The sequence below is a fragment of the bacterium genome, from assembly GCA_016703265.1.
In the GTDB taxonomy this organism is placed as follows: domain Bacteria; phylum Krumholzibacteriota; class Krumholzibacteriia; order LZORAL124-64-63; family LZORAL124-64-63; genus CAINDZ01.
In genome coordinates this window covers 112757-137537 of record JADJCK010000006.1, presented here as the reverse complement: position 1 = coordinate 137537, position 24781 = coordinate 112757, and the positions used below count along the sequence as shown (strand labels likewise).

The window sequence follows — 24781 nt, the reverse complement described above, 5'->3', positions numbered from 1 at the left end:
TCACCCGTTCAGCAACCGCAGCCACTCCTTGTAGAGGCAGCGGTCCTGGATGACGGTCAGTCCGGCGGTGCGCGCCCGGGCGGCAGCTTCCTCGTGCACCACACCCTCCTGCAGCCAGATGGCGCGGGCCCCGATCGCGATCGCCTGGTCGACGATCCCGGGCACCGCGTCGCTGCGCCGGAACACATCGACCACATCGACCGGTCCCGCCACTTCGTCGAGTTCGGCGACGATCGGCAGGCCCAGCACGTCTTCCTGGAGGGCCGGGTTCACGCCCACGACTTCCAGGCCACGGCTGACCAGGAACCGGGTCACGCCGTAGCTGGCCCGGTCCGGGCGCGCGGAAAGGCCGACCACCGCCACCCGGCGCATGTCGGCGAGCACGCGGCGAACGGTTTCGTCGGGGGGATTGGTGGGCTCCAGCGGGGATGACATGGCTCGTCCTTGCCGTTTCGGGTCCTTGCCGGTCCGGGGGCGTTCGCCGCGCGGATCGGCGCGGTCGGGCACCCCGGCAGGTTAACCCCGACGGCGGGCGCTGTAAACCGGGCTGTGCCGCCGGATCGCCCGGGGCGGCGGACCGGGGGCAATCGCCGCTTTTGTCCGGCCCGACTTGCGGTTATCTTCGGCAGGCGAAGGATCGCCAGTCTCGCCGCAGCGCCGGGCCCACCGGTCCGTCGGCGCGCCGCCGCCGGAGGGTTGCCGTGAACGCCATCGCGATGTCCGTACTCCTGTTCTGTGCCTTGTCCATGTTCATCGGCACCTTGGCCGACCGCTGGTGGCTGCTGCGTGCCGGTACGCCCGACAACCGGTTCGACAACGTCAGGGAACGGCTGCGCTCCCTGCTCGTCCTGGGCTTCGGCCAGCAGCGCCTGTTGCAGGAACGGGGGGCCGGCTGGATGCACGTGGCGATCTTCGCCGGCTTCATCGTCATCTTCACCCGCACGTGCACCCTGATCGGCCGCGGCTTCGATGCCGACTTCCACCTGCCCCTGCTCGGCGGCGGACTGGGTCTCGTCTACGCTGCGGTGAAGGACACCTTTGCGGCCCTCGTGATCCTCGCCATCGCCTGGGGCATCTGGCGCCGGGTCGTGACGCGTCCCAGTCGGCTCCATCTGAACGTCGAAGGGCTGCTCATCCTGGTCTGGATCGCGTCGCTGATGGTGACCGACATCCTGGCCGACGCGGCGCTGTTCGCGCTCGAGCCGGCCCATCCCGAGCGCGGCTGGGCCTGGCTGTCCACGGCATTCGCCGGTTTCTTCGATACCGGCCGGCCCGTCGCGACGAACCTCTGGCTGCACGGCAACTACTGGGCGCACATCGTGCTCCTGCTCGCCTTCCTCAACTACCTGCCCTTCGGCAAGCACTTCCACGTGCTGACGGCGCTGCCGGCGGTCTACCTGCGCCGGTTGAGCCCGCAGGGCACCCTGGAGAAGATGGAATTCGAGGGGCGCGAGCAGTTCGGCGTGGGCAGGATCGAGGACTTCTCCTGGCGGCGCATCCTCGACATGTATACCTGCACGGAATGCGGGCGCTGCGACGACATGTGCCCGGCCCACCTGACCGGAAAGCCCCTGCACCCGCGCGAGATCATCACCAACGAGCGCGACCATGCCTGGGACCTGGCCGATCACCTGGTGAAGGTGGGGAAGCTCAAGAGCCAGGGGCGACATGCCGAGGCTGCAGTGGCCATCAACGAACGGGAGCGCCCCGCGCTGATCGGCCAGATCAACGACGAGGAAGCGATCTGGGCCTGCACGACCTGCGGTTGGTGTGTCAGCAGTTGCCCCGTCATGATCGACCACATCCCGAACATCGTCGACCAGCGGCGGCACCTGGTGATGATGGAGGCGAAGGTGCCTGCTGCGCTGCAGAACGCCCTGCGCGGGCTGGAGAACAACAGCAACCCCTGGAACGTGAGCAGCGCCGCGCGCGAGGACTGGATCGGCGACCTGCCGGTGCCCCGGATGCGCGACAAGGGCTCGGCTGCCTACCTGCTGTTCGTCGGCTGCGCCGGGAGTTTCGACAGCCGCAACATGGACGTGATGCGGGCGCTCGTGAAGCTGCTCGACCATGCCGGCATCGATTACGCCGTGCTGGGCCGCGAAGAGGGTTGCTGCGGCGACCCGGCGCGGCGCGTCGGCCACGAGTACCTGTTCCAGATGCAGGCGCCGATCAACATCGAGACGTTCAAACGCTACAACGTGCGCAAGGTGCTGACGGCCTGCCCGCACTGCTTCAACTCGATCGCCAACGAGTATCCCGACTTCGGGCTGGAGGATGTCGAAGTCATCCACCACAGCGAACTGCTGTCGGAACTCGTGCGCGATGGCCGACTGAAGCTGAAGCCCGGCGCCGACCTCAAGGTCACCTACCACGATTCCTGCTACCTTGGGCGCCACAACGAGGTATACGAGGCGCCGCGCGACGTGCTCACTGCAGTGCCCGGCGTGACCATCACCGAGATGCCGCGTCACCGCCGCGAGGGCTTCTGCTGCGGCGCCGGTGGCGGTCGCATGTTCATGGAGGAGCACCTCGGCACGCGGATCAACCACAACCGCATCGCCGAAGCCGCGGCCACCGGCGCCGCGGAAGTCTGCACCGCATGCCCGTTCTGCCTGACCATGCTCGGCGACGCCATCAAGGAAACGGACCGCTCCGAGCAATTGCGCGCGCGCGATATCGCCGAGGTGCTGCTGGACAACCTGGCCTGATCCGGACGGCCGCAGGCGACGCCGACACCGGCGGACGTTGCGCGGCCGCTCCTTATCTGTTATACCGGATGGCAATCGTCGGCCGCCGGCCAACGCCCGAAAGGATGCGCCATGACCCCGCCCAATCCCGTTTCATCCACGCCCGCGCTCGACAAGGTCTGGCGTCGCGGCAAGGATTTCCTCGGCAGCGAGTTGCCCATCATGTGCGGGGCGATGACCTGGATCTCCGATCCGCAACTCGTGTCGCTGATGAGCAACCTGGGGGCGTTCGGCGTGCTCGCTGCCGGCAACATGCCGCCGGAGTTGTTCGCCCAGTATGTCGACGACACCCGCGCGAAGACGTCACGGCCCTTTGCCGGCAACGTGATCACCATTGCCCCGAACTACCTGTCCCACCTGGACATCCTCTGCGAGCGCAAGGTGAGTCACATCGTCTTTGCCGGTTCGATCCCGCGCGGTTCGGAAGTGCAGAAGGCAAAGGACAGCGGCGCCAAGGTGCTGTGCTTCGCCTCGACCGGGAGCATCGCCGAGCGCATGATCGACTACGGCACCGATGCCCTGATCCTCGAGGGCAGCGAGGCCGGCGGCCACATCGGCCACGTTTCGACCGTGGTCCTGCTGCAGGAGATCCTCTTCAATTTCCCGTCGCTGCCGATCTTCGTGGCCGGCGGCATCGCCACCGGCAAGATGATCGCGCACCTGGTGCTGATGGGCGCCGCCGGTGCGCAGATGGGGACGCGTTTCGTGATGGCCGAGGAGTGCACGGCTCATCCGAAGTTCAAGGATGTCTTCATCCGTGCCCGTTCCCGTGAAGCGATCTCGACGCCGCAGTACAGCGCCAAGCTGCCGGTCGTCTCCGTGCGCGCGCTGAACAACCACGCCATGGAACACTTCGGCGACCTGCAGCTGGAGCTGCTGGAGAAGCTCCGGCTGGGGGACGTCAACCGGCAGGAAGCCCAGTACAAGGTGGAAGAGTACTGGGTGGGTTCGCTGCGCCGCGCCGCCGTCGACGGCGATGTCGAGGATGGCTCGCTCATGGCCGGCCAGTCGGTGGGCCTGGTCACCCGCGTGCAGCCGCTGCGCGACATCCTGACCGACCTGGTCGCCGAGGCCGATGCTGCGCTGGGCGAGGCGCGTCGCCGTCTCGACGGCTGAACACCGCCGTCCGGTATCGCTGGCACCAATCTTGATGTCCGGATCGGGTCCCGGACGCCGCCAAGGCGCGGCGTCCCTCCCGTCTGCCCGAATCCGGAGTTGCCATGATGTCCAGAATTGCCCTTGTCTGTGCGGGTTTGGCCTGGTTGTACGCCGCGGTCGTCCCTGCCGTTGCCCAAGCTTCCCCGTTGTCATCGCGCGCCGAAGGGGAGGCACTTCTTGCCGCCGCCCCCGACCAGGCCCGCAACTATCTTGCCTACGCGGATTGGCTCACCCAGGCAGGCGATCTGCAAGAAGCCGCTGCCGTACTCGAGGCGGGATGCCGCCAGGCGGCCGCACCGGCGCCGGTGCTGCTGGAACTGGCGGGACTCTACCGGCGCCTGGGCAAGCTGCCGCGCGCCGAGGCGCTCGCCCGCGAAGCGCTGGTCCTGATGCCCGAGTCGTCCGCGGCGCACCTGTGCATGGGTGATGTCTACCTGGCGCTGGGTTGGCCGAAGTCTGCCCTCGAAAGCTACGAGGAAGCGGTGCGGTTGGCGCCCGGCGAGTCGGCACCGCGCACGCGCATGGTCGCCGGGCTGCTCGAGGCGCGCAACGCTTCCGTGGCCGAGGACGCCTGCCTGAAGTACATCTCCGCCCATCCGGACGACCCGCAGCTGTGGCTGGCGCTCGGTCAGGTCTTCGAGAAGCAGGACAAGCTGCGCGAGGCGTTCACAACCTATGGCCAGGTGCTCGCGCTGGATCCCGCCGCAGCCGAGGCCCTGGCGCGTCAGGGTCGGCTGTTTTGTCGCTTCGGCCAGTTCTCGTCGGCGGCCGATGCCTGCCGGCGCGCGTTGACGCTCGATGACGGGAACCTCGTCGCGCACGCCTACCTCGGCATCGCCTGCAGCTATCTCGGCGAGGCGGAGCAGGCGCGGCATCATGCGCAGATCGCCGAAGCGGGCGGGCTCAACATGACCGCGGTCTGGAAGAAGCTCAACTGATTCCGGCTGCCGCCCGGCGGCCTGCCGTCATGGCGTTCCGGAAAGCGGCCGCCGTCACCCGCTGGGTGCGGCGGCCGTTCGTGTCGATGGGGTGATCCGGACCAGCGGGGTGCTGCAGGCCCGCCTGGTGATTCAGGCCGGCTGGGCCAGCCGTTCCAGGGCCTCGCGCGCCGAGGCGCGACCCGGATCGCGCTGCAGCGCCGCCTCATAATGGCGCGCCGCCAGGACCGGATGGCCGGCGGCCTCGTACATCCTCGCCAGGTTCAGGCACGGGTCGGGGACATGCGGCAGCATGGCGGCAGCCCGTTCCAGCGCCGCGCGCGCCGGCTCGCCGCGCCCGCAGGTCAGGTGCCAGGCGCCGAGCGTGTTGTGGACATGGCCATCATCCGGAAGGAGCCGCAGCGCTGCCATGAGCAGGGGACCGGCCGCTTCTGAGCGCCCGTCGAGCATGGCGACCTGTGCGCGGAGGTGGCAAGCCTGTCCGAACTGGCCGTCGCCCGCCGTGGCGCAGCCGGCCACCGCCAGCAGGTGCGCTTCGGCACGTGCGAACGCTCCGGCCTCCTTGTGCAGCCAACCGGCGGTCAGCCGCGCATCCACGTGGTCCGGTGCCAGCGTAAGCGCCCGCTCCGCTGCCTGCAGGGCCAAGGCCTGGTTGCCGGCCGCCAGAGCACAGTCGGCCAGTTCGTTCCACGCACCGGCATCGGCGGGTTGCTCGGCTGTCTTGCGGTGCGCCAGATCCAGGTAGCGGGCGACCTTGGCTGCATCCGGGGCGAGCAGGCCGAAATGGTGCACAACGACCGGCAGGTTCGTCGTCGGCAGGCCCAGCTCACGGACGCTCGCCTCCACGGTCTCGTGCAGGCGCCCGCGGAAACGCACGCGGTCGTGGTTGGGGAACAGGCGGATCTTCGTGGTGGCGACGAAGCCGGGGGCCACCGGCCCGGGACGATCCGGCAGGGCGTGGGGGTCGTCCGCGGGAACCGGCTCCCAGCCGCGCCGGCTCCAGGGCTCGGCCAGGTAGTTGCGGGTCACGATGCGGCCCGCAGCGGGGCCGTTTTCCTGCCAGGCCGCAGCTGTGGCACGCAGGTCGTGCCAGTCGGCCGGGGCCAGTTGTTCGTCGGCGTCGAGACACAGGATCCAGCGTGCCCGCGTCGCTGCCAGCGAGGCATTCCGGGCGGCGGCGAAGTCGTCGCACCAGGGAAACTCCAGCAGGCGTGACCCGTGGGCCAGCGCCGCTTCCCGGCTGCCGTCGCGGCTCCCGGTGTCGACGACCACGATCTCATCGACGTGGGGCCGCGCGGAGCCGAGCAGGGAGTCCAGAAACTGGCCACCATCGCGCACGATCATGGCCAGGGCCAGCAGCGGTGGGGCAGTGTTGGGCGAGGCGTTGCCGTGGTTCACGAGGTGCCGCTTTCCAGCTTATTGCCCGCCAACGCGTTGCGCTTGCGGAAATGGGGCTCGCCGGCGCCCTGTCCCGGCCCGGTGCGATACCGGGAACCTTTGCAGGTCGCGTGCCGTTGCCTGCCTGCTTTCACTTGTCGGGGAGGTCGGCCCGCGATAGTGTCAGCAGGCGGCGCCCGCCAACCGGGCCCCGGGACGTTTCAGGGAACCCAGCGAAGGAGACCGGAACATGCGTCACAGGCTCTCGCTCGTCGCGACAGCGGCGTTCCTGCTGGCGGCGGGTCAGGCCGCCGCCATCGTCGAATCCAAGACCGGGACGGAATACCCCGACACGGTGTCCATCCCGACCGGGGCCGGGGAGCAGGTCCTGGCCGCGACCGGCACGGCGCTGCGCGAGAAGACCATGCTCAAGGTCGATGTCTACACCATCGCCTCGTACGTCGCCGAAGGCGCGGACCTCAGCGGCGAGCGCGCCGCCGCCATCTGGAAGCTTGACGCTCCCAAGCGCCTGCGCATGGACCTGCGGCGCAGCTTCTCGCGCGAGAAGCTCATCGGCGCCTTCCGCGAAGTGATCGAGAAGAACTACCCCGACCTCGGCCCGTTCAGCGCGGACATGACCACGTTCGAGGGCTACTTCACGCGCGATGCCCAGGCCGGCGACGTGATCCTGTTCACCTATGTGCCCGGCCAGGGCCTGGTGACGGAACTGAACGGCGAAGCCAAGGGGACGATCACGAACCTGGCCTTCGTCGAGGCGCTGTGGTCGGTGTGGTTCGGCAGCGAACCCGTCAGCGGCGACATGCAGGACGCGCTGGCCGGCGTCCGGCGCTGAGACGGCGTCCATCAAGCGGAAGGGCCGCGCCCCGGTGGGTGCGGCCCTTCCTTTTTCCCTTGATGGCCTGAACGACGCCGGTGCGCCGGGGCGCCTCAGCCGCGGATCTCCTTGACGGCCTTCGTCAACGCCGGCAGGACCTCGAACAGGTCGCCGACCACGCCGAAGTCCGCCACCTTGAAGATGGGCGCGGCAGGGTCCTTGTTGATGGCGACGATGCACTTGCTGCTGCTCATGCCCGCCAGGTGCTGGATCGCGCCGCTGATGCCGCAGGCGATGTACAGGTTCGGGCCCACGGTCTTGCCCGTCTGCCCGACCTGGTGCGAGTAGTCGACCCAGCCGGCATCGACCACGGCGCGGCTGGCGCCCGCAGCCGCGTTCAGGGCGGCGGCGAGCTCCTCGATGAGCACGTAGTTCTCGGGACCCTTGATGCCGCGCCCGCCGGAAACGACGATGTCCGCCTCGGTGAGCTCGACGCGACCGCCGTCCGAGCCGACGATCTCGCGCACGATCGCGCGGGGCGTCACCTGCGCCTGCCCGGCGTCGAATGCCGTCACCGCCGCTGCCGCGCCGCCGCCGTCCTGGGCGACGAACGCGTTCGGGCGGATGCCGACGATGGCCGGCGCCGTCTTCGGCACCACGTCGACGAAGCACTTGCCGGCGTAGATCGGCCGCCGCACTTCCCACGCTCCGCCCTCGAACTTCAGGGCGATCGCATCGCTGATGCAGGCGCACCCCAGCTTGGCCGCCGCCGTCGGGCCCAGGTCGCGGCCCAGGGCCGTGGCGCCGATCAGCACCAGGTCGGGCTTCTGGGTGCGGCAGAACGCGGCCAAGGCCGTGCCGTAACGTTCGCTGTCGTAGCGCTCGAGCTGGTCGCCGGCTGCGAACAGCCGGTGGGCGCCGTGCTTCCCGGCCAGCGCTGCCGCGGCCGCCGGATCGCCGCCCAGCAGAACGCCCCAGACCTCGCCGCCGCTCGCGTCGGCAAGCTTGCGCGCCTGGCTGATCATCTGCCACGCCACCTTCTTGAAGGCGCCGTCGCGCTGCTCGATGAAAACCGCAATATTCGCCATGTCCGACTTCCCCCGCAGGTTGGATGACCAGGTTCCGTTGACCGCATTGCACCGGTGACGGAACCGGTTCAGATGACCTTGGCTTCCTCGTTCAGCACGCGCGCCAGTTCACGCGCGGCCGCAGCCGCGTCGTCGCCGGTGACCAGGCGACAGGTGCCGCGCGCGGGCGGGGGACTGTATTGACGGATCTCGACGAGGCTGGCCGGCGGCGTCAGGCCGAGGTCGGCGCAGGTGACGACCTGCATCGGCTTCATGCCGGCCTTCATGATGTTCGGCAGGCTCGGCAGCCGCGGCTCGTTCAGGCCCTTCTGGCAGGTCAGCACGGCCGGCAGCGGGCAATCGACGATCTCCTTGCCGCCTTCGATTTCGCGATGCGCCGTCAGCGTGCCTTCGCCGAGCTCGAGCTTGGTGATGGTCGCCACATGGGGCAGGCCCAGTTTCTCGGCCACGAGGATGCCGATCTGGCCACTGTCGTCATCGATGGCCTTGATGCCGAACAGGATCAGGTCGTAGCCGCCCTGCTTCAGGGCCGCGGCGAGAACCTCGGCGATGGCCGCTTCGTCCGCGCCGGCGAGCGCCGGGTCGTTGATGATGATCGCCTTGTCGCAACCGACGGCCAGGCAGTCCTTCTTCAGTGTCTCCTTCACCGTCTCGGGGCCGACGGTGATCGCGGTGATCTCGCCGCCGCGCGCTTCCTTGATGCGGACGGCCTCCTCGACCGCATACGCATCGTAGGGGTTCAGCACGCGCGTGAAACCGGTCTGGTCCAGCTTCGCGGCGGGTGCGGCCAGATTGATCCGCGTTTCGGAATCCGGCACCTGCTTCACACAGACGGCAATCTTCATGGTTCCTCCCGGATGTCGGCGTCCCGGGGGCGCGGCCCGCCCCGCGGCAACTGCAATCGGGCCATAATAGGCCGCGCTTCCGGACCCGTCAACGAGGCCACGAACGGCCGCAACCGGCACTGGTGCCCGGACGCCGGCTGCGCGATCATGGGCGCTTGTCCGGGCGTCGTGGCGGGATGGTCCGCGCGGTCGCGTCCGGCGGGCGGCAATCGATGGCGGAGACTCCGGACCTGATGGTCCTCGGCGACGGCCCGGGCGCGCGCGAGATCGTGCTGGCAGCCGCAGGCCGTGGCCTGTGCGTCACCTGGTTGGTGCCGCCGCGCGGCGCCGCCGGCGGCGAAGCACATGAAGGCTGGCCGTGGCCCTTCGCGACCGTTGCCGACCAGGCCGGATCCGCCGTGCGCCTGGTGGTCGGACGCGCCTGCCTGGCGGGCCGGGGCAGCGTGGTGGCGACCACGGACACCGGAACGGTCGTGCTGGCGTCGCGACGCCTGGTGCTGGCGCCGCGGCTGCGGCCCGCCAGCCCGTCGTGGTGGGGCGGTACGGCGCCCTCGCCGCGCAGGCCCGAAGGCGGGGGCGGACCCGCGCGGATCATCGTGCTCGGGGCCGGGCATACCGGCGTCGAGGCTGCAGCGGCCTGGGCCGATGGCCGCCGCGAGGTCCTGCTCGTGGAGTCCTCGGTTCGCATTCTCCCGGATTGGGACGCACCGCTGGCGGATGCGGCACACGCGGCGCTGCTTGCGGCGGGCGTCGGCATCCTCGTCGGCTGGCGCGCCGTTGCGGTCGAGACGTCGGGGACGGCGGCCCGCGTCACGCTGCGGGCCGGTGGCGGTGCACCGGATCGCTGCGAGAAAGCCGATCTGGCGGTGGCGGCGCTGGGCTGGCGCCCCGAGCTGGCCGGACTCGGCGTCGAACGGACGCGCGCCCTTGGCGATCGCGACGGATTCCTGCAGGTCGACAGCCGCTTCGAGACCGCTGAGCCGGGGCTGCACGCCCTGGGCGGGGCGCTGGCGCTGCCGCTGACGCCGCAGGCGGTTCGCGAGCAGGTGGCTTCGATCGTCGACGTCGCCGCCGGGAGCGAGCCGGTTCCCGTGCGGTTCGGTACGCTGCCGCGGGTGATCGAACGACCGGTGCCGTTGCTGTCGGCGGGACTCTCGGCCGCGGGCGCTGCAACGCGCGGGTTCCGCGTGGCCACCGGTCGCGCCGCCGACGGCGCGGCGTGGGCGAGGTGCGTGCTCGATGCCGACACCGGGGGCGCCCTCGGCGTGCAGGCGGCAGGGCCGGGCAGCGGCGACCTGGCCGATGCAGCGACCAGCCTGCTGTCGGCTCACGCGAAGGCCCCCGGCGCCTGGGCGGAAACGTTGCCGCCCCTGCTCGCCGCGGCATGGGCGCAGGCCGCCGCCGTCGGGGCCCGGGATGAATGACACGCAGACAGCCCTGCTGCGGGCACTGGCCGACCGGCTGGGTCCCGGCGGCCTGCTGACCGGGAGCGCCGCACTGTCGGTGTACTCCCGCGACGCTTCGCACCTGTCGGGAGGCCGTCCGCTGGCGGTGGCGTTGCCGGCGTGCGAAGAGGACATCGCCCACGTGATCGGGTTGTGCGCTGCCGCCGGCGTGCCGGTGGTGGCGCGCGGGGCCGGCACCGGACTGAGCGGCGGCGCGGTGCCTTGCGAGGATGCGCTGGTCCTGGGTACGGCGCGCCTGGTCGCGCTCGGCCCGGTCGATGCCGTGGTCGGCGCGGTGCGCGCCCAGCCCGGGGTGCTCAATGCAACGCTCACGCGCCGCGCTGCGCCGCACGGCCTTCATTTCGCACCGGACCCGTCCAGCCAGGTCGCCTCGACGATCGGCGGCAACATCGCCGAGAACGCCGGCGGCCCTCATTGCCTGCGCCTGGGCGTCACCAGCCATCACCTGCGAGCGCTCGACTGGTGCGATGCGCGCGGACGCAGCTGGACCACGGGCGAGCCCGTGGCCGTGTCACGCGGCATCGACCTGCGTGGGCTTCTCTGCGGCAGCGAGGGCACGCTCGGCATCGTCACGGGGGCCTGGCTGCAACTGACCCCGACGCCGCCCGCGGTCGTGACGCTGCTGGCGTCGTTCCCCGTGCTCGAACACGCCACCGCGGCAGTGCCGCGCCTCCTGCAGGCAGGGCTGCTGCCGGTGGCCGTCGAGATCATCGACAAGGCCATGGTGCTCACGGTGGAGGAGGCCTTCGGATTCGGCCTTCCCTGCGATGTCGAGGCGGTGATGATCGCCGAACTGGCCGGCGATGCCGCGGCCGTCGGGCCGCAGGCCGAGCTGGCCTGCCGGATCCTGGGCGATGCAGGCGCGCGCGAGGTGCGCCGCGCCGCCGACGAGGAACAGCGCCTGGCGCTGTGGCAGTGCCGCAAGCGCGCGTTCGGCGCCGTTGGCCGCCTCTCGCCGAACTACGTCAGCATGGACATCGTGGTGCCGCTCGGCGAACTGCCGGGACTGGTGCGCGAGATCCAGGACGTGCGCCGCGAGTCCGGCCTGAAGATCGCGACCGCGTTCCATGCCGGCGACGGCAACCTGCATCCGGCCGTGCACTACGACGAACGCCGTGAAGGCGAGACGGCGCGGGCCCACGCGGTCGCCGACACCATCATCCGCGCGGCCCTGCGCCGACGCGGCAGCGTGACCGGCGAGCACGGTGTGGGACTCGAGAAGCGGCATGCGCTGCCCTGGCAGATCGACGCCGTCACGGCCTCGCTGTTGCACGGCATCAAGGCGGCCTGCGATCAGGATGGCCTGCTCAATCCGGGAAAGGCGCTGCCCGTGCCCGGCCCGGCTGCGTCATTCGCGTCGCTGCCACCGGCGCCGGCAGACTGCCGTTTCGCCTGGGACGACCTCACGGTCAGCGCGCCGGTGGCGACGCCCCTGGCGTCGCTGCAGGCCGCGGCGCTCGCCCGCGGCCTGTGGTTGCCCCTCGGGCTTGCCGGCAACGGCGATGGACCGGGACTCGAATCCGCCGTCACGCTCGGGGAGCTCACGGACCGGCTGCTCGTCGGCCCGTTGGCGCTGGCCCGTGCGACGGCTCGCGACCTCCTGCTCGAAGCGTGGGCGACAACGGGGGACGGACGTCCGTTCCACGTTGGTGCACCGGTGTTCAAGAACGTTGCGGGCTACGACCTGCCGCGGTTGCTCTGCGGTTCCGACGGGCGGCTCGCGCGCCTGCAGGCGGTGACGCTGCAGTTGAGGCCCGCACCGGTCGAGGCCTGGGCCTGGCGCCTTGAGGCCGACCCGGAGCGGGAGGGTGCGCCCGGAGCCGTCGCCGCCCTGCTCGCGGCGCTGGCGGCCGGCGGCGACGGCCTGGCCGGAAGCCAGGCGATCATCACCCGTGACCTGACCGGTCGCTGGCGGCAGGCCGTGCTGCTGGCCGCCGGTGATGCGAGTGTGCACGCCGCGCTGGAAGCGTCCGTCGACGGCATGTCGCCCGCGCTGGCCTGCCGCACGGTTGCGACGCTGCGCGCACCGTTTGCCGAGGCTTCCGGGCTGGCGCGCTCGGCCGGGGCGCCGGATTGGGCGCTGGCCGGCCCCGATTGGACCGGCACTGCAGCCGCTGCCCGGGCGCCAGGCGGGCGTGCTGCCGGCAGGCCCGATCCGGCTGGTCTGGCAGGCGCACCCGCGGCTGGCCTGGTGCCCCGGGGTGACAGCGCCGCCGGGCGGCTGGCATGCCGACGTGATCATCGCCGATGGAAGGCCGCAGCCGTTGCCGAAGCCGGCGGCAGAGGTCCCGACGGCGCTGCTGCGCCGCCTCAAGCGGTGTTTCGATCCCGACGGGACGCTGGGTGGACCCGATTGGCTGCTGGAGGGGGCCGATGACTGAGCCGCTCAAAGGCCCGGGACCCGTAATCCCGAGCGATGCGCGCGAAGAGCTCGATGCGTTGCTCCGGCGCTGCATCCAGTGCGGCCTGTGCCTGCCGGTCTGCGCCACCTGGCTGGCCACCGGTGACGAGACGATGTCGCCTCGCGGTCGCCTGCTGCTGTGGGGAGAGGTGCTGGCCGATCCGGCTGCCGCCGGCGCCGATTCCGGCTGGCACGAGGCCCTGGACAGCTGCCTCGGGTGCCTGGCCTGCACCGCCGTCTGCCCGAGCGGTGTGCCGGCCGCATTGCTGGCCACGGCGGTGGCCACGGCGCGCGAGGCCGGTCCCGGACGCGCCCCGGAAAAGACGGCTGCGCTGGTCAGCCGCCTGGACACCCCGGCGCGCCTGCGGTTTCTGGGCCTGTCCGCGCGCCTGGGCCGCGCCGGGCTGCGCCTGGTCCTGGGCGCCGACTGGCGGGCGCGGGCCGCCACAGGCCGGCCCTGGCGAGCCCTGGCGCGCCTGGTCGACGCGGGGCCCCGGGCCCCGCGGGCCGATCGCGATCTCCTGCGCCGCCTGGATGCCCTGGCGGGTGTGCCCCCGACGAAGTCGCCAGTGCCGAGCCGCCGCCTTGCCGCCGACCCTGCTGCCAACCCGTCGGTGCGCACACGGCTGCTCTGGTTCGCGGGCTGCGCCAACGAAGGTCTGCTACCAGATTCCTCGCGTCGGCTGCGCGACGTCATGGCCTGGGCGGGGGCCGAACTGGTGACGACAGCCGGTGCCGGGTGCTGCGGCGCGCTGGCGGAGCACGCCGGGCGCCCCGAACGCGCCTCGGAACTGCGTGAACAGAACCTGGCCGCGTGGGGCGCTGCGGCCGGCGCCGCGGCTATCATCACCGAGGCGGCAGGTTGCGGCGTTGCTGTCCGCGCCTACGGCGAACGCCTGCCCTCGCCCCAGCTTGACGCTATCGCCTGGCTGGCCGGCGCGACGCATCCGCCGTTCGGCGAGGTGCCGCTGAAGGTCGCCCTGCACGACCCCTGCCACGCCCGGCACGGTCAGGGCCTGGTGGCGGAACCGCGTCGGCTGCTGCGCGCCATTCCCGGGCTGGTTCTGCTCGAGCCGGACGAAGCGGATGCCTGTTGCGGCAGCGGTGGCCTGTGGTCGCTGGGCCATCCCGAACTGGCGGGCGCGCTGGGGGCGCGCAAGGCGGCCGTCCTGGCGGCGACCGGCGCCGACCTGGTCGTCACCGCGAATCCGGGCTGCCAGGGCCAGATCGCGCGCGGACTGGCGGGGCTGCCGCAGTCAGGTCCTCCGATCCTGCCCCTGGGGGATCTCCTGTGGTACGCCGCTGTGCGGGGAGCGATGACGGCAGGAGGATGAACTCCCGTCGCACCGGGTTGCCCCCGTATCGAAAAGCGGAAGGGCGCCGTCCGGCCGGACGGCGCCCTTCGTGATTCTCGCTCCAGTTCATCAGGACAAGCTCAGAACCCGTATGTCACGCCCGCCGACATGGCCCACGCGAGCGTATTGCCCCACGTATCCTCGCTGTCGCGCCAGGTCTTGGTGTCGCGCGTGAGGAAGAAACGCCAGGCCCACTCGAAGTCCAGCGCGAGCTTCTCGCCCAGCGCGTACTCCGTGCCCATGCCGAACCAGCCGCCCATGTCCGTGCCTTCGAGCGCCTGCAGCTCGATGGTCAACGGGTCGGTCCCGCGACCGGCACTGGTCATCGTCCACTGGTAGCGGCCGGCGCCACCGGTCAGGTACGGGTTGAAATTCGAGCGGGGCATCAGCTTCGCGCCGAGGTAGCCCGTAACGCCCACTTCGAAACCGTCCAGGCTGAGATAGCTGTCGGAGGTCAGTCCGTTGGCGGCATAGGCCGCCAGCCGCTCGGGATCCTCGGACATGTTCTGGCCGGCGCGAACGCCGCGCACGAACACGCTGAAGCCGTCGAGCACGAACCACTTCACGGCGCCGTCGAAGGCCGGGGCCGAAGCCGTGAGGTTGTTGATGGTGTACTGCTCGTCCTTGACCGAATGGAGCGAAGCCCACCAGGCCATGCGGCCGCTGATCGCCAGGCGATACGGGTGCTTCGTACGCACCGCGGCAGCCGACGTATCGGGCGCCGCCGCAGCGGGTGCGGCGCCGGCGGCGCCGGCGACCGCCGCGGGAGCGGCGCCGGCAGGTGCGCCCACGCGCTTGAACTTCACGAATCGGCTCGCGCCCTGCAGCGCGAACGTGCCCGAGACACGGTCGTCGCCGGCGACGTACGTACCGTTGAAGCTCGCCGCGAAGGGCGCGCCCTGCGGCTGGAACTTGAAGCTGATCGTGGTGGCGGTCACCTTCAGGCCGGTGACGGCTGCAGAGCCCTGCAGGGGGTCCTCGAGCGACCCGGTCCAGGCGCCATCCTTCTGGTCGAGGACCAGGTAGATTTCGGCCTTCTTGCCGTCAGGCGTGTCGATCTCGCCGGCCCAGCGGCCTGCAGCCGTGGTCGCGGCGGTCGCGGCACCTGCCGCCAGCGCCGTGACCACCAGCATGGTGGCCCACAGGGCGCAGAAAAACCTGGGACGGGCTCCCCGCGTCATCGGCAATCTCCTCATGGATTGGCTCCTGCAAAGGGCTTCCGGGGTGGTTCCGGGAATATACAGTTCGGTCAATTCCTTGTCCAATCCCCTTTCCCGCAAGAGGTCCCGGAATTCTTGCGGGGGGTGGAGAACAGGCTTGCGCTGGTTCGCGCGCCGTGGGTATACTTAGGCGTCCGGCGCGGGGACCGATACCTCGCCGACCGCTTTTCGATGCGGGTTTCCACGACGGGGCTTGGCTGGTCGCGGCGTGGAGAAATCGAAGTGGGTTCGAAGGCCTCAGGGGAATGAGTCGCCCTCTGTACGCTGGGGAACCCGACTTCGCCCGCATCGATAATTTTTACCCCGCAGCTTTCCCATGGCGCCGGCCTGCGGCCGAGCCCGCCGGGAAGGGGTTCCTTTGGTTCGCCCTTCTTCCGAACACCGCGTCCCGCACCACTCCGCGACTGCCCGCTCTGCCGCAGCCCGGCCCAGCCTCGACTTCCTGCATGCCCTGCCGAAGACCGACCTGCACGTCCACCTGGACGGCTCGTTGCGGCCTTCCACGATCCTGGAACTGGCCAGGCACCGGGACACGGGCTATGCGTTCAACACGCTGGATGATGTGCGCGCGGTGTGCCAGGTTCCCGAGGATTGCCCGAGCCTGGTGGAATACCTTCGCGTCTTCGACATCACGCTGAAGCTGATGCAGACCCGTGAATCGCTGGTGCGCGTCGCCTATGAACTGGCCGAGGATGCGCATCGCGAGAACGTGCGCTACATGGAGGTCCGCTATTCGCCGCTGCTGCACCTCAACGAGGGCCTGGTCTACGACGAGATCGTCGGTGCGGTGCAGGAAGGGCTGGAGCTTGCGCGGCGCCAGTACGGGATCGTCTGCGGGCAGATCATCTGCGGCATCCGCCACATTTCAGCGGCTTCGAGCCTTGAACTGGCGGCACTCGCCGTGCGCTGGAAAGGGCGCGGCGTGGTCGGCTTCGACCTCGCGGGCGCCGAGAAGGACTATCCGGCCAAGGACCACATCGAGGCCTGCCTGTACGTCCTCAACAACAACATCAACATCACGATCCATGCGGGCGAGGCCTTCGGGGCGCCTTCGATCCATCAGGCGCTGCACTACTGTCGGGCCCACCGCATCGGGCACGGCACGCACCTGATCGAGGATGTCGACCTGATGGCCTGGGTGAATGACCGTCGCATTCCCGTGGAGCTTTGCCTGGCAAGCAACGTGCAGACCAAGGCCATCCCCGACCTGCAGAGCCATCCCATCCGCCGCTTCATGGAAGAGGGCCTGCGGGTCACGCTGAACACGGACAACCGCCTGGTGTCCGGCACCACGGTGACCAACGAGTTCCGCCTCGCGGTCGAGAACTACGACCTTAGCGAGGACGAGGTGCTCGGACTGGTGATGAACGGGTTCAAGTCGGCGTTCCTGCCGCTGAAGGACAAGGTGCAGCTGGTCGACCAGGTGCTGGCCGAGTTCGCTTCGCAGGGCGCCGCCTTCTCGGGCGAGATCTCGCGCCGTCGCCGCAGCCAGATCTGACGGCCCTTCGCCTACGCAGTCGTTACCGCAGCGGCAGGAGCCAGGCCGCCACCAGCATCCCATCGACCAGCGCCCAGAGGAACAGCGCGCGGTACATCGCCCGTTCGTGCGCAGCCGTGTCCATCTCCGGGGCCTGTGCGCGCCAGCGCCAGAGGTGGGCAAGCCAGAGGAACATCGCCACGGCCGGCAGCCAGCGCGCCGGACCGCGTCCGCCGGCAGCCAGGGCCGCCTGCATCGCCGCCAGGGCGCCCAGTCCGAGGAATATCGCCAGGGCCAGGACACGCTGCGCGCCGAGCGCGGCGCTCAGCGTGCGGTCGCCGCGCGCGCGATCGGCCTCGATCTGGTAGACCTGGGTCAGGGGATAGAACGACCCGAACAGGAGCGCGAAGGCCAGGCAGAACAGCAGGGCCTCGGTGTCCGCCGTCGGTGCGCCGGCCGGCAGTGCGGCGCGGCCGGCCAGGAGTCCGGCGGCGGTGGTCCCGGCGCCGTAACCGACCATGTTCGTCAGCAGGTCGAGCCCGGGGCGGCCCTTCCAGCGCGGCCCGGGGTGCGAATAGGCCACCGAGAGCGCGACGCAGGCGGCGAGCACGCCCGCCAGTGCGGGGCCGACCAAAAGGCCGCCGACCAGGACGCCCGCCAGCATCGCCGCCAGGCTCGCACCGGCCAGCCAGCGCGGCGGGACCGGCGGGCAACGCAGGTAGGCCACGGCGCCGGTGTCGCGATCCCAGGCGCTGTTGTAGGCCAGGGTGCCGCCGTTCAACAGGACGACCCAGGCCAGCCAGGCGCCTGCCAGCGGCAGCGGGGCCAAGCTGTGTACGGCGCCGTCCAGCGCCGGCCAGGGGGGCAGGGCCAGCGCCACGCCCACCGCGAACTGGGCGCTCAGGATGGGCCACTGGCGGGGGCGGGTCAGGCGCGCGGCGTCGGCCAGTTCGCGGGACAGGCTCACGGGCACTCGATCGTGGGGAAGGGCGTGGCGGCCGTGGCCGAAGGCGTCGTCGCGGAGGCTGCAACGCCCGCCAGCGGCGCGGGCCGGCCGGCCGCAACGGCGGCCACCTGCCTTTCGATCCAGGCCAGGTCCAGGGTGGCGTTCACGCACATCCGTTCCATGCCGGCCAGCGGCGTCAGCAGGGCGGGTACGTCGGGCACGCTGCGCAGGGCCTTCACCATGCGATCGTGGCAGGCCGAGGCGATGATCACGTCGGGCTTGATCGTGTGGGCCATCTCGAAGGCGATATGGCTGCGGTACGCGACCAGCGCCTGCACATCGTGGCGGTGGCAGATCTGCGCGACGTCACCCAGCGGGCAGCCCATGCACGCGAGGCATTCGCCGAGTCCGTGCTGCACGTCGGCGCGACAGCCGGTCTTCTTGACGCAGCGCGGCATGATCAGCAGGATGCGCCGCGCCGGCGAGCCGGCCAGGTGGCGCGCCACGCGTCGGTTCTGGTTGTCCGCCAGCCAGGCGATCAGCGCGTGTTCGGCGCGCCCGAACGGACGCAGCAACCGCCTGGCCGCCGCGACCAACCGCACGTATCCGCTGCGCTGCCATGGCGAGGCGAAGCTCACGCGCCACCTCCGGACATCTTCTGCATCCACTGACGGCGTGCTTCGTAGGCAAGCACCCCGAAGCTCACGGCCACGTTCAACGAGTGCTTGGCCCCGAACATCGGGATCTCCACGACCATGTCGGCCAGCGCCAGCAATCCGGGCGAGACGCCGTGGACTTCGTGCCCGACCACGAAGCAATGGGGGAACGGCAACTCGGCCGTGGTCCAGTCGACGGCTCCCGGCGCCTGTTCCAGCACGACCAGCGGCACACCGCCGGCGCGAAGGCTGCGCGCACAGGCAGCGGGGTCCGGCCAGTAGTCCCAGGGAACCGTCTGCGTGGCGCCGAGGGCGGTCTTCTCCATGTCCGGGCGCGGGGGCGTGGCCGTCAGGCCACCCAGGTAGAGCCCGGCCAGGCCGACGGCGTCGGCAGTGCGGAACATCGAACCCACGTTCCAGGCGCTGCGGATGTTGTCCAGCAGGGCGTAGGCGGGCAAGCGGCCGGCTTCCAGGCTTCCACGGGCCGGGGCAGGCCGGCAGCGGCTGCCGGGCGGGTGCTGAGGGCGTCTTCCATGCCCCCATTCTGGGCCAGAACGGCCCGGATGGCAACCGCTTCGGGCATTTCGCCCGAGTTGTCCCAACGACGCTAAACCACAGTCCGGGAAAGCCGATATCCCGTTTGAAGCGGGTCACGGGGCAACAACCGGAACGGGGCAGTGCGCCTGTATGAAGCGACAGACCGTCAGCTTGTGCATCATCGCACGGGACGAGGAAGCGACCATCGGCATGGCCATCAAGTCGGTGCTCGCGCTGGTCCATGAGATCGTCGTCGTCGACACCGGTTCGCACGACAATACGCGGATCATTGCCGAGGGCTACGGTGCCCGCGTTGTCGACGTGGCCTGGGAGGACGATTTCGCCGCTGCGCGAAACGCCGCCCTTTCCGAAGCGCACGGCGACTGGATCCTGTTCCTGGATGCCGACGAGATCATGCAGCCGATCCGGCCGGTCGAGTTCCAGCGGTTGTTGAATGATCCCGGCGCTGCTGCCTACCGCCTGCGCATGATCAGCGCGCAGCCCGGCGACAGCGACCAGGTCGAGGGGCGCGTGCGGCTGTTCCGGCGCCTGGCCGAAGTGCGCTACCGCTATCCCATCTTCGAGCGGATCACGCCGGACCTGGCGGATCTCGGCGCGCGCACGGGGCAGGGGATCTTCGAATGCGAACTCGCCGTCATGCACGACGGCTGCGATCCCGATCGCCGCACCAGGGCCCGCGAGCGCAACCTGCGCATCCTGCGCAAGGCGATCGCCGCCCATCCCGACGAACCCTATTTCCATTACCGGTTGGCGTGCGAGACGCTGACGCGACTCGATGACGAGATCCTCCCGCTGGCGGGCCTGGAGACGGCGATCGGCCACTTGCACACGGCCTGGCAGAAGGCGCAGTGGCTCGACGCCGACTATCGCCGCACACTGCCGTGGCTGGCGGACCTGTGTGCACGCACGGCGGCCGGGTTGCTCGCGCTCGACCGTGCCGGCGAGGCGCAGTGCGTCGTCGAGGGTGCGCGCCGCACGTTCCCTGACCATCCGCTCGTCCTGCTGCAGTCGGTGGCCGTGTCCTGCCGCCTGCTCCAGGAAGCTTCCGAGCAGTGGGCCGGCGCCTCTGCTGCCGCGCTCGTCGGCGGCATCCGCGATGACCTGCAGACGCTGCGCGAGGGGCGGACGAACACCTACGGCGCCGCGCTGGACAGTCGCGTCCGTGACCTGTATCCTCTGCGCTACCTGGGGGAACTGGCCCTGCTGGAGGGGCGGGTCAGCGAGGCCGTCGGACTGTTCGAGCAGGCACTGAACCTGGACCCTTCGTATTCCTTCGGCTGGCTCGGCATGGCCGAGTGTTCCCGGTTCGCCGGGGATCGAAAGCGCGCGCTGAAGCTCTACCTGCGCACGGTCACGGAGAACCCCGGAAACTATCGCGCCTGGCTGCGCGGTTGCGACCTGATGCACGAGATGGATTTCCACGACAACGCGGTCAGTTGGTGGCGCGAGGTCGAGGAACGGTTCCCCGAGCATCCGGCGGTCCGCACCGCGCGCTCCCAGGCCGCATTGCAGCCGCAGCCCGCCTGACCGGGCCGACGGCCCGGGCCTGAGGGGGCGGCGCGACTGCCCCGGGGAGTCGCCTGCATGACGGAATCCGCAATCGACGACGGCGCGGAGGGCTTTCCCCTGCCGGGGGAACTGCCGCCGCGCCGCCGCATTTTCACGAACCGCAACCTGCGCATGGAGTCCATCGCGGCCATCGGCTTCGACATGGACCACACGCTGGCCGTCTACAACGTCGAGAACTTCAGCCGCCTCTGCTTCGACATGGCGCTCGAGCGCCTCGTGCGCGATCGCGACTACCCGCCCTCGATCCTGGATGTGCCATGGCTGCCCGACGCCTCCATCCGCGGCCTGGTCGTGGACAAGAAGCTGGGCAACCTGCTCAAGATAGACGCGCACGGTCACATCACGCGCGCGCGGCACGGCAGCCAGTTCCTCGATCGCGACCAGCGCCGCGGCGCCTATCCGCGGGGCCGCACGCGCATCGGTACGCCGCGCTATCGCGTGTTCGATACGCTGTTCGACCTGCCGGAGGGCAGCCTCTACACCACGCTGGTCGACCAGGTGGCGCGCGGCGAGCTTTCGCTGCGCGTCTCGTTTCGCCGGTTGTACGACGACATCCGCGACACGGTCGACACCCTGCATGCCGATGGCACGCTCAAGGCCCGCATCACGGCCGACCTCGGTTCCTACTTCGTCCACGACCCCGACCTGGTGCCGACGCTCGAACGGTTCCGTGCCGCCGGCAAGCGCCTGTTCCTCCTGACGAATTCCGAGGTCGAGTACACCGGTGCGGTCATGCAGCATCTGGTCGGCGGCGCACCCGGTTCCTGGGAGGGCCTGTTCGACCTCATCGTCTGTGCCGCCGGCAAGCCCGCGTTCTTCCTGGAGCGCGGTCCCGGTCGCGCTGTCGAGCCGGGTCTGTACCCGCTGTTGCCATCGCTCGAACGCAACGCCTACGTCGGCGGCGACTGCTTCTTCCTCGAAGGCCTGCTCGAGGCCAGTGGTGACGGCATCCTCTATTTCGGCGACCACACCTACGGCGATATCCTGCGCAGCAAGAAGAGCGTCGGCTGGCGTACGGCCATGATCGTGCCCGAGATCGAGACCGAAGTCGCCAAGTTGACGCCCTTGCGCAGCGCCTGGCAGGAGCTGAACGAACTGGAGGAACACCTCGAGGACCTGGTGACCGCGCGCGACCTGGCCCGCGACCAGTTGCGCGACCCGGCACGTGCCGACGATGCGGCGCTGGCCGAGGCGCTCGCGCGCCTGGAGCGCCGGCTGGGGGAGGCGCTGGGACGCCGGGCGCGCCTGCAGAGGCTGCTGCGGGCGGCCTTCAACCCGCATTGGGAGTCGCTGTTCCGCGAAGGCCGCGCCGCCAGCCGCTTCGGACGGCAAGTCATGGAATTCGCTTGTATCTATACCAGCAGGGTGTCTAATTTCCTCGGCTACCCCGCCGACAAGTTCTTTTCCCGGCCTCTCGAAGTGCTGCCGCACGAGCGGTGGGCCCTGCCGGAGACCTGACCGGGCGCTTCCGCCCGCTGTTGAAGGAGTTCCTCATGCTCGGTCCCAAGACCGTACTGGTGGTCGGCACCGGCACCATCGGCGAGCCCCTGCTCGGGCTGCTCTGCAACTTCAAGGCGCAACTCGGCATCGACGAGGTGCTGTTCCACAAGCGCACCCCGCTGCTGTCGGACCGCAGCAAGGTGCAGGACCTGCAGCGGCGCGGCGCCCGCCTCGTCACTGACTCGGACCGTGTCGACGGTTTCACGAAGATGGGACTGCCGGTCGACATCACGACGGAAGATGCGCTCGAGGCCGCGCGCGTTGTCGTCGATTGCACCCCAAGCGGCAATGCGATGAAAGAGCGGTGGTACCAGAAGTTCGAGCACAACACCGACGTCTTCATCGCGCAGGGCAGCGAGTTCGGCTTCGGCAAGCCCTATGCGCGGGGCATCAACGACGACACGCTCAAGGTCGGTCGCGACAAGTACCTGCAGGTCGTCAGCTGCAATACCCACAACATGTCGGTGCTGCTGAAGACCTTCGGGCTGCATCACCATGGCCCCGAGAACCTGGTCGAAGGCCGCTTCATCTGCATGCGCCGCGCCAACGACATCAGCCAGGACGCCGGGTTCGTGGCCAGCCCGCAGGTGGGCGCGCACAAGGACCAGCGTTTCGGTACCCATCACGCGCGCGACGCCTGGTACCTGTACCAGACGATGGGCCCGGCCTGGGACCTCAACCTGTTCAGCAGCGCCATGAAGGTCAACAGCCAGCTGATGCACATCATCCAGTACAGCCTCAAGGTGAAGGAGCCGGTGACCCGCGACGAGCTCATCGCGCGCTGCGAAGCCGACGACCGCATCGCCCTGACCTACAAGACCACGGCCAACAGCGTCTTCTCGTTCGGCCGCGACCACGGCTTCTGCGGTCGCATCCTGAACCAGTCGGTGCTCCCGGTCGATACGCTGCACGTCTCGAGCGACGGCACGCAGATCACCGGCTACAGCTTCACGCCGCAGGACGGCAACAGCCTGCTCAGTTCGGTCGCCGCCGTTGTCTGGGGGCTGTACCCCGAGACTTACGACAAGATCGTGCAGTGCCTGAAGCCGTACTTCTTCCAGGAAGTCTGATCCACGCAGGGTTGCGAACGGAAGCGGCCGGGTCCACGGGGATCCGGCCGCTGTCGTTCGTGGTTGTCGGCCCGGCTCAGGGCACCGGCTGGCCGCCGCCGAGTTGCCGATGGAGCTCGGCCGCCTCGCGCAGGATCGGCAGGTCGGGGTCAGCCTTGGCCAGTGCCCGATCCAGCTGCGTCAGTGCAAGGGTAGCTGCCTCGGTGTCCCCGAGATCGCGGTGGCATTGCGCCTTCAGCCGCAGCATCTCCGGCAATCGCGGATTGACCGCCAGCACCGGATCGATCTGGGCGAGTGCTTCGCGTGGCCGCGAACTGCCGCGCAGGGCATCGGCGAGGCGGATCCGCAGGCTGAAGAGCTCGTAGTCCGGGAGCTTGTGCTTCAGGATCTCGATCGCGGCTGCCCAGGCTTCGGCCGCGTGGGCGCGGTCGCCGCGCAGGTCCGCGGTGATGCCGTCGAACTGCAGGGCGGCAAACTCGACCCCGTCGCGCTCGCCGGGGTGCTCCGAGTACCTCTTCGAAGCGCGCGCCACGGCCAGGCTGGAGTCCATGACGGCGCGTGCCTCGGCCTCACGTCCCAGATAGGCGAGCCTCGTCGCCCGGTAGATCGAGGCATCTTCCGCATCCGGATAGCGGCCGATGAACCGCCGCGCAGCCTCGTCCAGTTCACTGGTGAGTCCCGCCCGCAGGTAAGTCCGGATGATCTCGCGATCGACGCCTGACTCGAGTTCGGATCCGGCGAACTGGGTACGCAACGTCTCGAGAATCTCGATACCGCGCTTCAGTTGCCCGCGCGCCAGGTACACCTTGCCGATATTGATCAGGGAAAAGTAGAAGTCGGGTTGCATGCGGACTGCAGCCTGGTATTCCGCCTCGGCTTCCTCGTACCGGCCCAGCACCCTGTAGACATCGCCCAGCGAATCGTGCGGATTGGCGAGATTCGGGGCGAGGAATGCGTACTTCTGCATGTGCTCGATCGCGAGGTCATAGTTCCCGCGGTTCAACTCGATGTAGCCGAGCTGGTTGTAGCTCTGGGCGTAGTTCGGGTTGCCTTCCAGTATCCTGCGCCAGACGCTGGCGGCCTTTTCGGGATCACCTTCCTGTTTGGCGCGTTCGGCTTCGACCTCCAGGACATAGATGTCAGCGGGAGTCCGCTTGAGAAGCAGTTCATAGATGGAGTCGCGCATGGCGTAGTACCTGGACTCCGGCAGCGTGCCCAGTCGAAGCTGTGCCACCAGGCGCCGCTGGTCGTCGCGGAGTGCGCCCGTCAGGCTGTCCGCACGCGCCAGTTCGCGCTTCATGTTGTTGCGCTCGCGAAGTGTCAAGAATGCCATGGTTCGCGAAATGGACGCTTCGGCCAGCGACGGATCCTCTTCCAGGCTGCGGCCCAGCTTTTCCACCGCGGCCTGGAACCGGAACGCGTGCAGGTCCGCCGTGCCCTCCTCGCAAAGGGCCGCTGCCTCCGGATTGCGCGAGACGCGCCCATCCTCGTGGGAGCCGGTCGCCACCAGCCCGATGCCGATCAGGGCCGCCGCCGCCGCCAGTGCAATGATGAACCACTTCACGTTTCTGC

At 69.7% G+C, this 24781-nt stretch carries 20 protein-coding genes; 11 read left to right on the top strand and 9 right to left on the bottom strand.

The features are described 5' to 3' along the window. Complete coding sequence (locus IPG61_12435) at positions 1-435, bottom strand: CoA-binding protein (GenBank protein ID MBK6734862.1); 435 nt, start codon at positions 433-435, stop codon at positions 1-3. A gap of 266 nt (positions 436-701) precedes the next feature. On the opposite strand from IPG61_12435, the gene IPG61_12430 reads away from it, so the two are divergent. The 3 genes from IPG61_12430 (at position 702) to IPG61_12420 (ending at position 4846) form a co-directional block, all read left to right on the top strand. Then, positions 702-2711 (top strand): (Fe-S)-binding protein, encoded by a 2010-nt coding sequence (locus IPG61_12430; protein MBK6734861.1) that lies wholly within the window; start codon positions 702-704, stop codon positions 2709-2711. Between the two features lie 111 nt (positions 2712-2822). Then, on the top strand, positions 2823-3866 hold the full coding sequence (locus tag IPG61_12425; protein ID MBK6734860.1) for a nitronate monooxygenase: 1044 nt from the start codon (positions 2823-2825) through the stop codon (positions 3864-3866). Between the two features lie 188 nt (positions 3867-4054). After that, positions 4055-4846: a tetratricopeptide repeat protein gene (locus tag IPG61_12420; protein MBK6734859.1), complete on the top strand. Its 792-nt coding sequence runs from the start codon at positions 4055-4057 to the stop codon at positions 4844-4846. Positions 4847-4978: 132 nt separating this feature from the next. On the opposite strand, the gene IPG61_12415 is transcribed toward IPG61_12420, so the two are convergent. Then, entirely contained in the window at positions 4979-6244 is a 1266-nt protein-coding gene (locus IPG61_12415; GenBank protein ID MBK6734858.1) for a glycosyltransferase, read from the bottom strand. A 229-nt stretch (positions 6245-6473) separates the two neighbouring features. Here IPG61_12415 and IPG61_12410 point away from each other — a divergent pair, with 229 nt between their 5' ends. Beyond that, the gene (locus tag IPG61_12410; GenBank protein MBK6734857.1) at positions 6474-7076 is read left to right on the top strand and encodes a chalcone isomerase family protein; all 603 of its coding nucleotides are present in this window, start codon (positions 6474-6476) and stop codon (positions 7074-7076) included. A 95-nt stretch (positions 7077-7171) separates the two neighbouring features. On the opposite strand, the gene IPG61_12405 is transcribed toward IPG61_12410, so the two are convergent. Further along, positions 7172-8146 (bottom strand): electron transfer flavoprotein subunit alpha/FixB family protein, encoded by a 975-nt coding sequence (locus IPG61_12405; protein MBK6734856.1) that lies wholly within the window; start codon positions 8144-8146, stop codon positions 7172-7174. Between the two features lie 68 nt (positions 8147-8214). Then, positions 8215-8991: an electron transfer flavoprotein subunit beta/FixA family protein gene (locus tag IPG61_12400; protein MBK6734855.1), complete on the bottom strand. Its 777-nt coding sequence runs from the start codon at positions 8989-8991 to the stop codon at positions 8215-8217. A gap of 212 nt (positions 8992-9203) precedes the next feature. On the opposite strand from IPG61_12400, the gene IPG61_12395 reads away from it, so the two are divergent. From IPG61_12395 to IPG61_12385, 3 genes are read left to right on the top strand one after another with little or no spacing between them, the layout of a single operon-like run. Further along, the gene (locus IPG61_12395; GenBank protein MBK6734854.1) at positions 9204-10415 is read left to right on the top strand and encodes an FAD-dependent oxidoreductase; all 1212 of its coding nucleotides are present in this window, start codon (positions 9204-9206) and stop codon (positions 10413-10415) included. Continuing rightward, the gene (locus IPG61_12390; protein MBK6734853.1) at positions 10408-12834 is read left to right on the top strand and encodes an FAD-binding protein; all 2427 of its coding nucleotides are present in this window, start codon (positions 10408-10410) and stop codon (positions 12832-12834) included. The genes IPG61_12395 and IPG61_12390 overlap by 8 nt, the downstream gene beginning before the upstream one ends. After that, entirely contained in the window at positions 12831-14192 is a 1362-nt protein-coding gene (locus IPG61_12385) for a (Fe-S)-binding protein (GenBank protein ID MBK6734852.1), read from the top strand. Before IPG61_12390 ends, IPG61_12385 begins: the two co-directional genes overlap by 4 nt. A 101-nt stretch (positions 14193-14293) precedes the next feature. On the opposite strand, the gene IPG61_12380 is transcribed toward IPG61_12385, so the two are convergent. After that, a complete protein-coding gene (locus tag IPG61_12380) occupies positions 14294-15409 on the bottom strand; it encodes a hypothetical protein (GenBank protein ID MBK6734851.1) in 1116 nt (371 codons plus the stop codon). Between the two features lie 340 nt (positions 15410-15749). On the opposite strand from IPG61_12380, the gene add reads away from it, so the two are divergent. Continuing rightward, positions 15750-16931, top strand: a complete 1182-nt coding sequence (gene add / locus IPG61_12375) for an adenosine deaminase (GenBank protein MBK6734850.1) — start codon at positions 15750-15752, stop codon at positions 16929-16931. Positions 16932-16953: 22 nt separating this feature from the next. On the opposite strand, the gene IPG61_12370 is transcribed toward add, so the two are convergent. From IPG61_12370 to IPG61_12360, 3 genes are read right to left on the bottom strand one after another with little or no spacing between them, the layout of a single operon-like run. Beyond that, complete coding sequence (locus tag IPG61_12370; GenBank protein MBK6734849.1) at positions 16954-17877, bottom strand: UbiA family prenyltransferase; 924 nt, start codon at positions 17875-17877, stop codon at positions 16954-16956. Further along, the gene (locus tag IPG61_12365; protein MBK6734848.1) at positions 17874-18494 is read right to left on the bottom strand and encodes a DUF116 domain-containing protein; all 621 of its coding nucleotides are present in this window, start codon (positions 18492-18494) and stop codon (positions 17874-17876) included. The genes IPG61_12370 and IPG61_12365 overlap by 4 nt, the downstream gene beginning before the upstream one ends. Then, complete coding sequence (locus IPG61_12360) at positions 18491-18916, bottom strand: TrmH family RNA methyltransferase (protein ID MBK6734847.1); 426 nt, start codon at positions 18914-18916, stop codon at positions 18491-18493. Before IPG61_12360 ends, IPG61_12365 begins: the two co-directional genes overlap by 4 nt. Positions 18917-19199: 283 nt before the next feature. Here IPG61_12360 and IPG61_12355 point away from each other — a divergent pair, with 283 nt between their 5' ends. From IPG61_12355 to IPG61_12345, 3 genes are read left to right on the top strand one after another with little or no spacing between them, the layout of a single operon-like run. Next, positions 19200-20597, top strand: coding sequence for a glycosyltransferase (locus IPG61_12355; GenBank protein ID MBK6734846.1), 1398 nt, complete (start codon positions 19200-19202; stop codon positions 20595-20597). A gap of 57 nt (positions 20598-20654) precedes the next feature. Continuing rightward, positions 20655-22097: an HAD-IG family 5'-nucleotidase gene (locus IPG61_12350; GenBank protein ID MBK6734845.1), complete on the top strand. Its 1443-nt coding sequence runs from the start codon at positions 20655-20657 to the stop codon at positions 22095-22097. A 35-nt stretch (positions 22098-22132) separates the two neighbouring features. Next, positions 22133-23209 carry a hypothetical protein gene (locus IPG61_12345; GenBank protein ID MBK6734844.1) on the top strand — a complete coding sequence of 359 codons (1077 nt, stop codon included), beginning with the start codon at positions 22133-22135 and terminating at the stop codon, positions 23207-23209. A gap of 76 nt (positions 23210-23285) precedes the next feature. Here IPG61_12345 and IPG61_12340 read toward each other — a convergent pair whose 3' ends face one another. Beyond that, a complete protein-coding gene (locus IPG61_12340) occupies positions 23286-24773 on the bottom strand; it encodes a tetratricopeptide repeat protein (GenBank protein MBK6734843.1) in 1488 nt (495 codons plus the stop codon). Between the last annotated feature and the right edge of the window lie 8 nt (positions 24774-24781).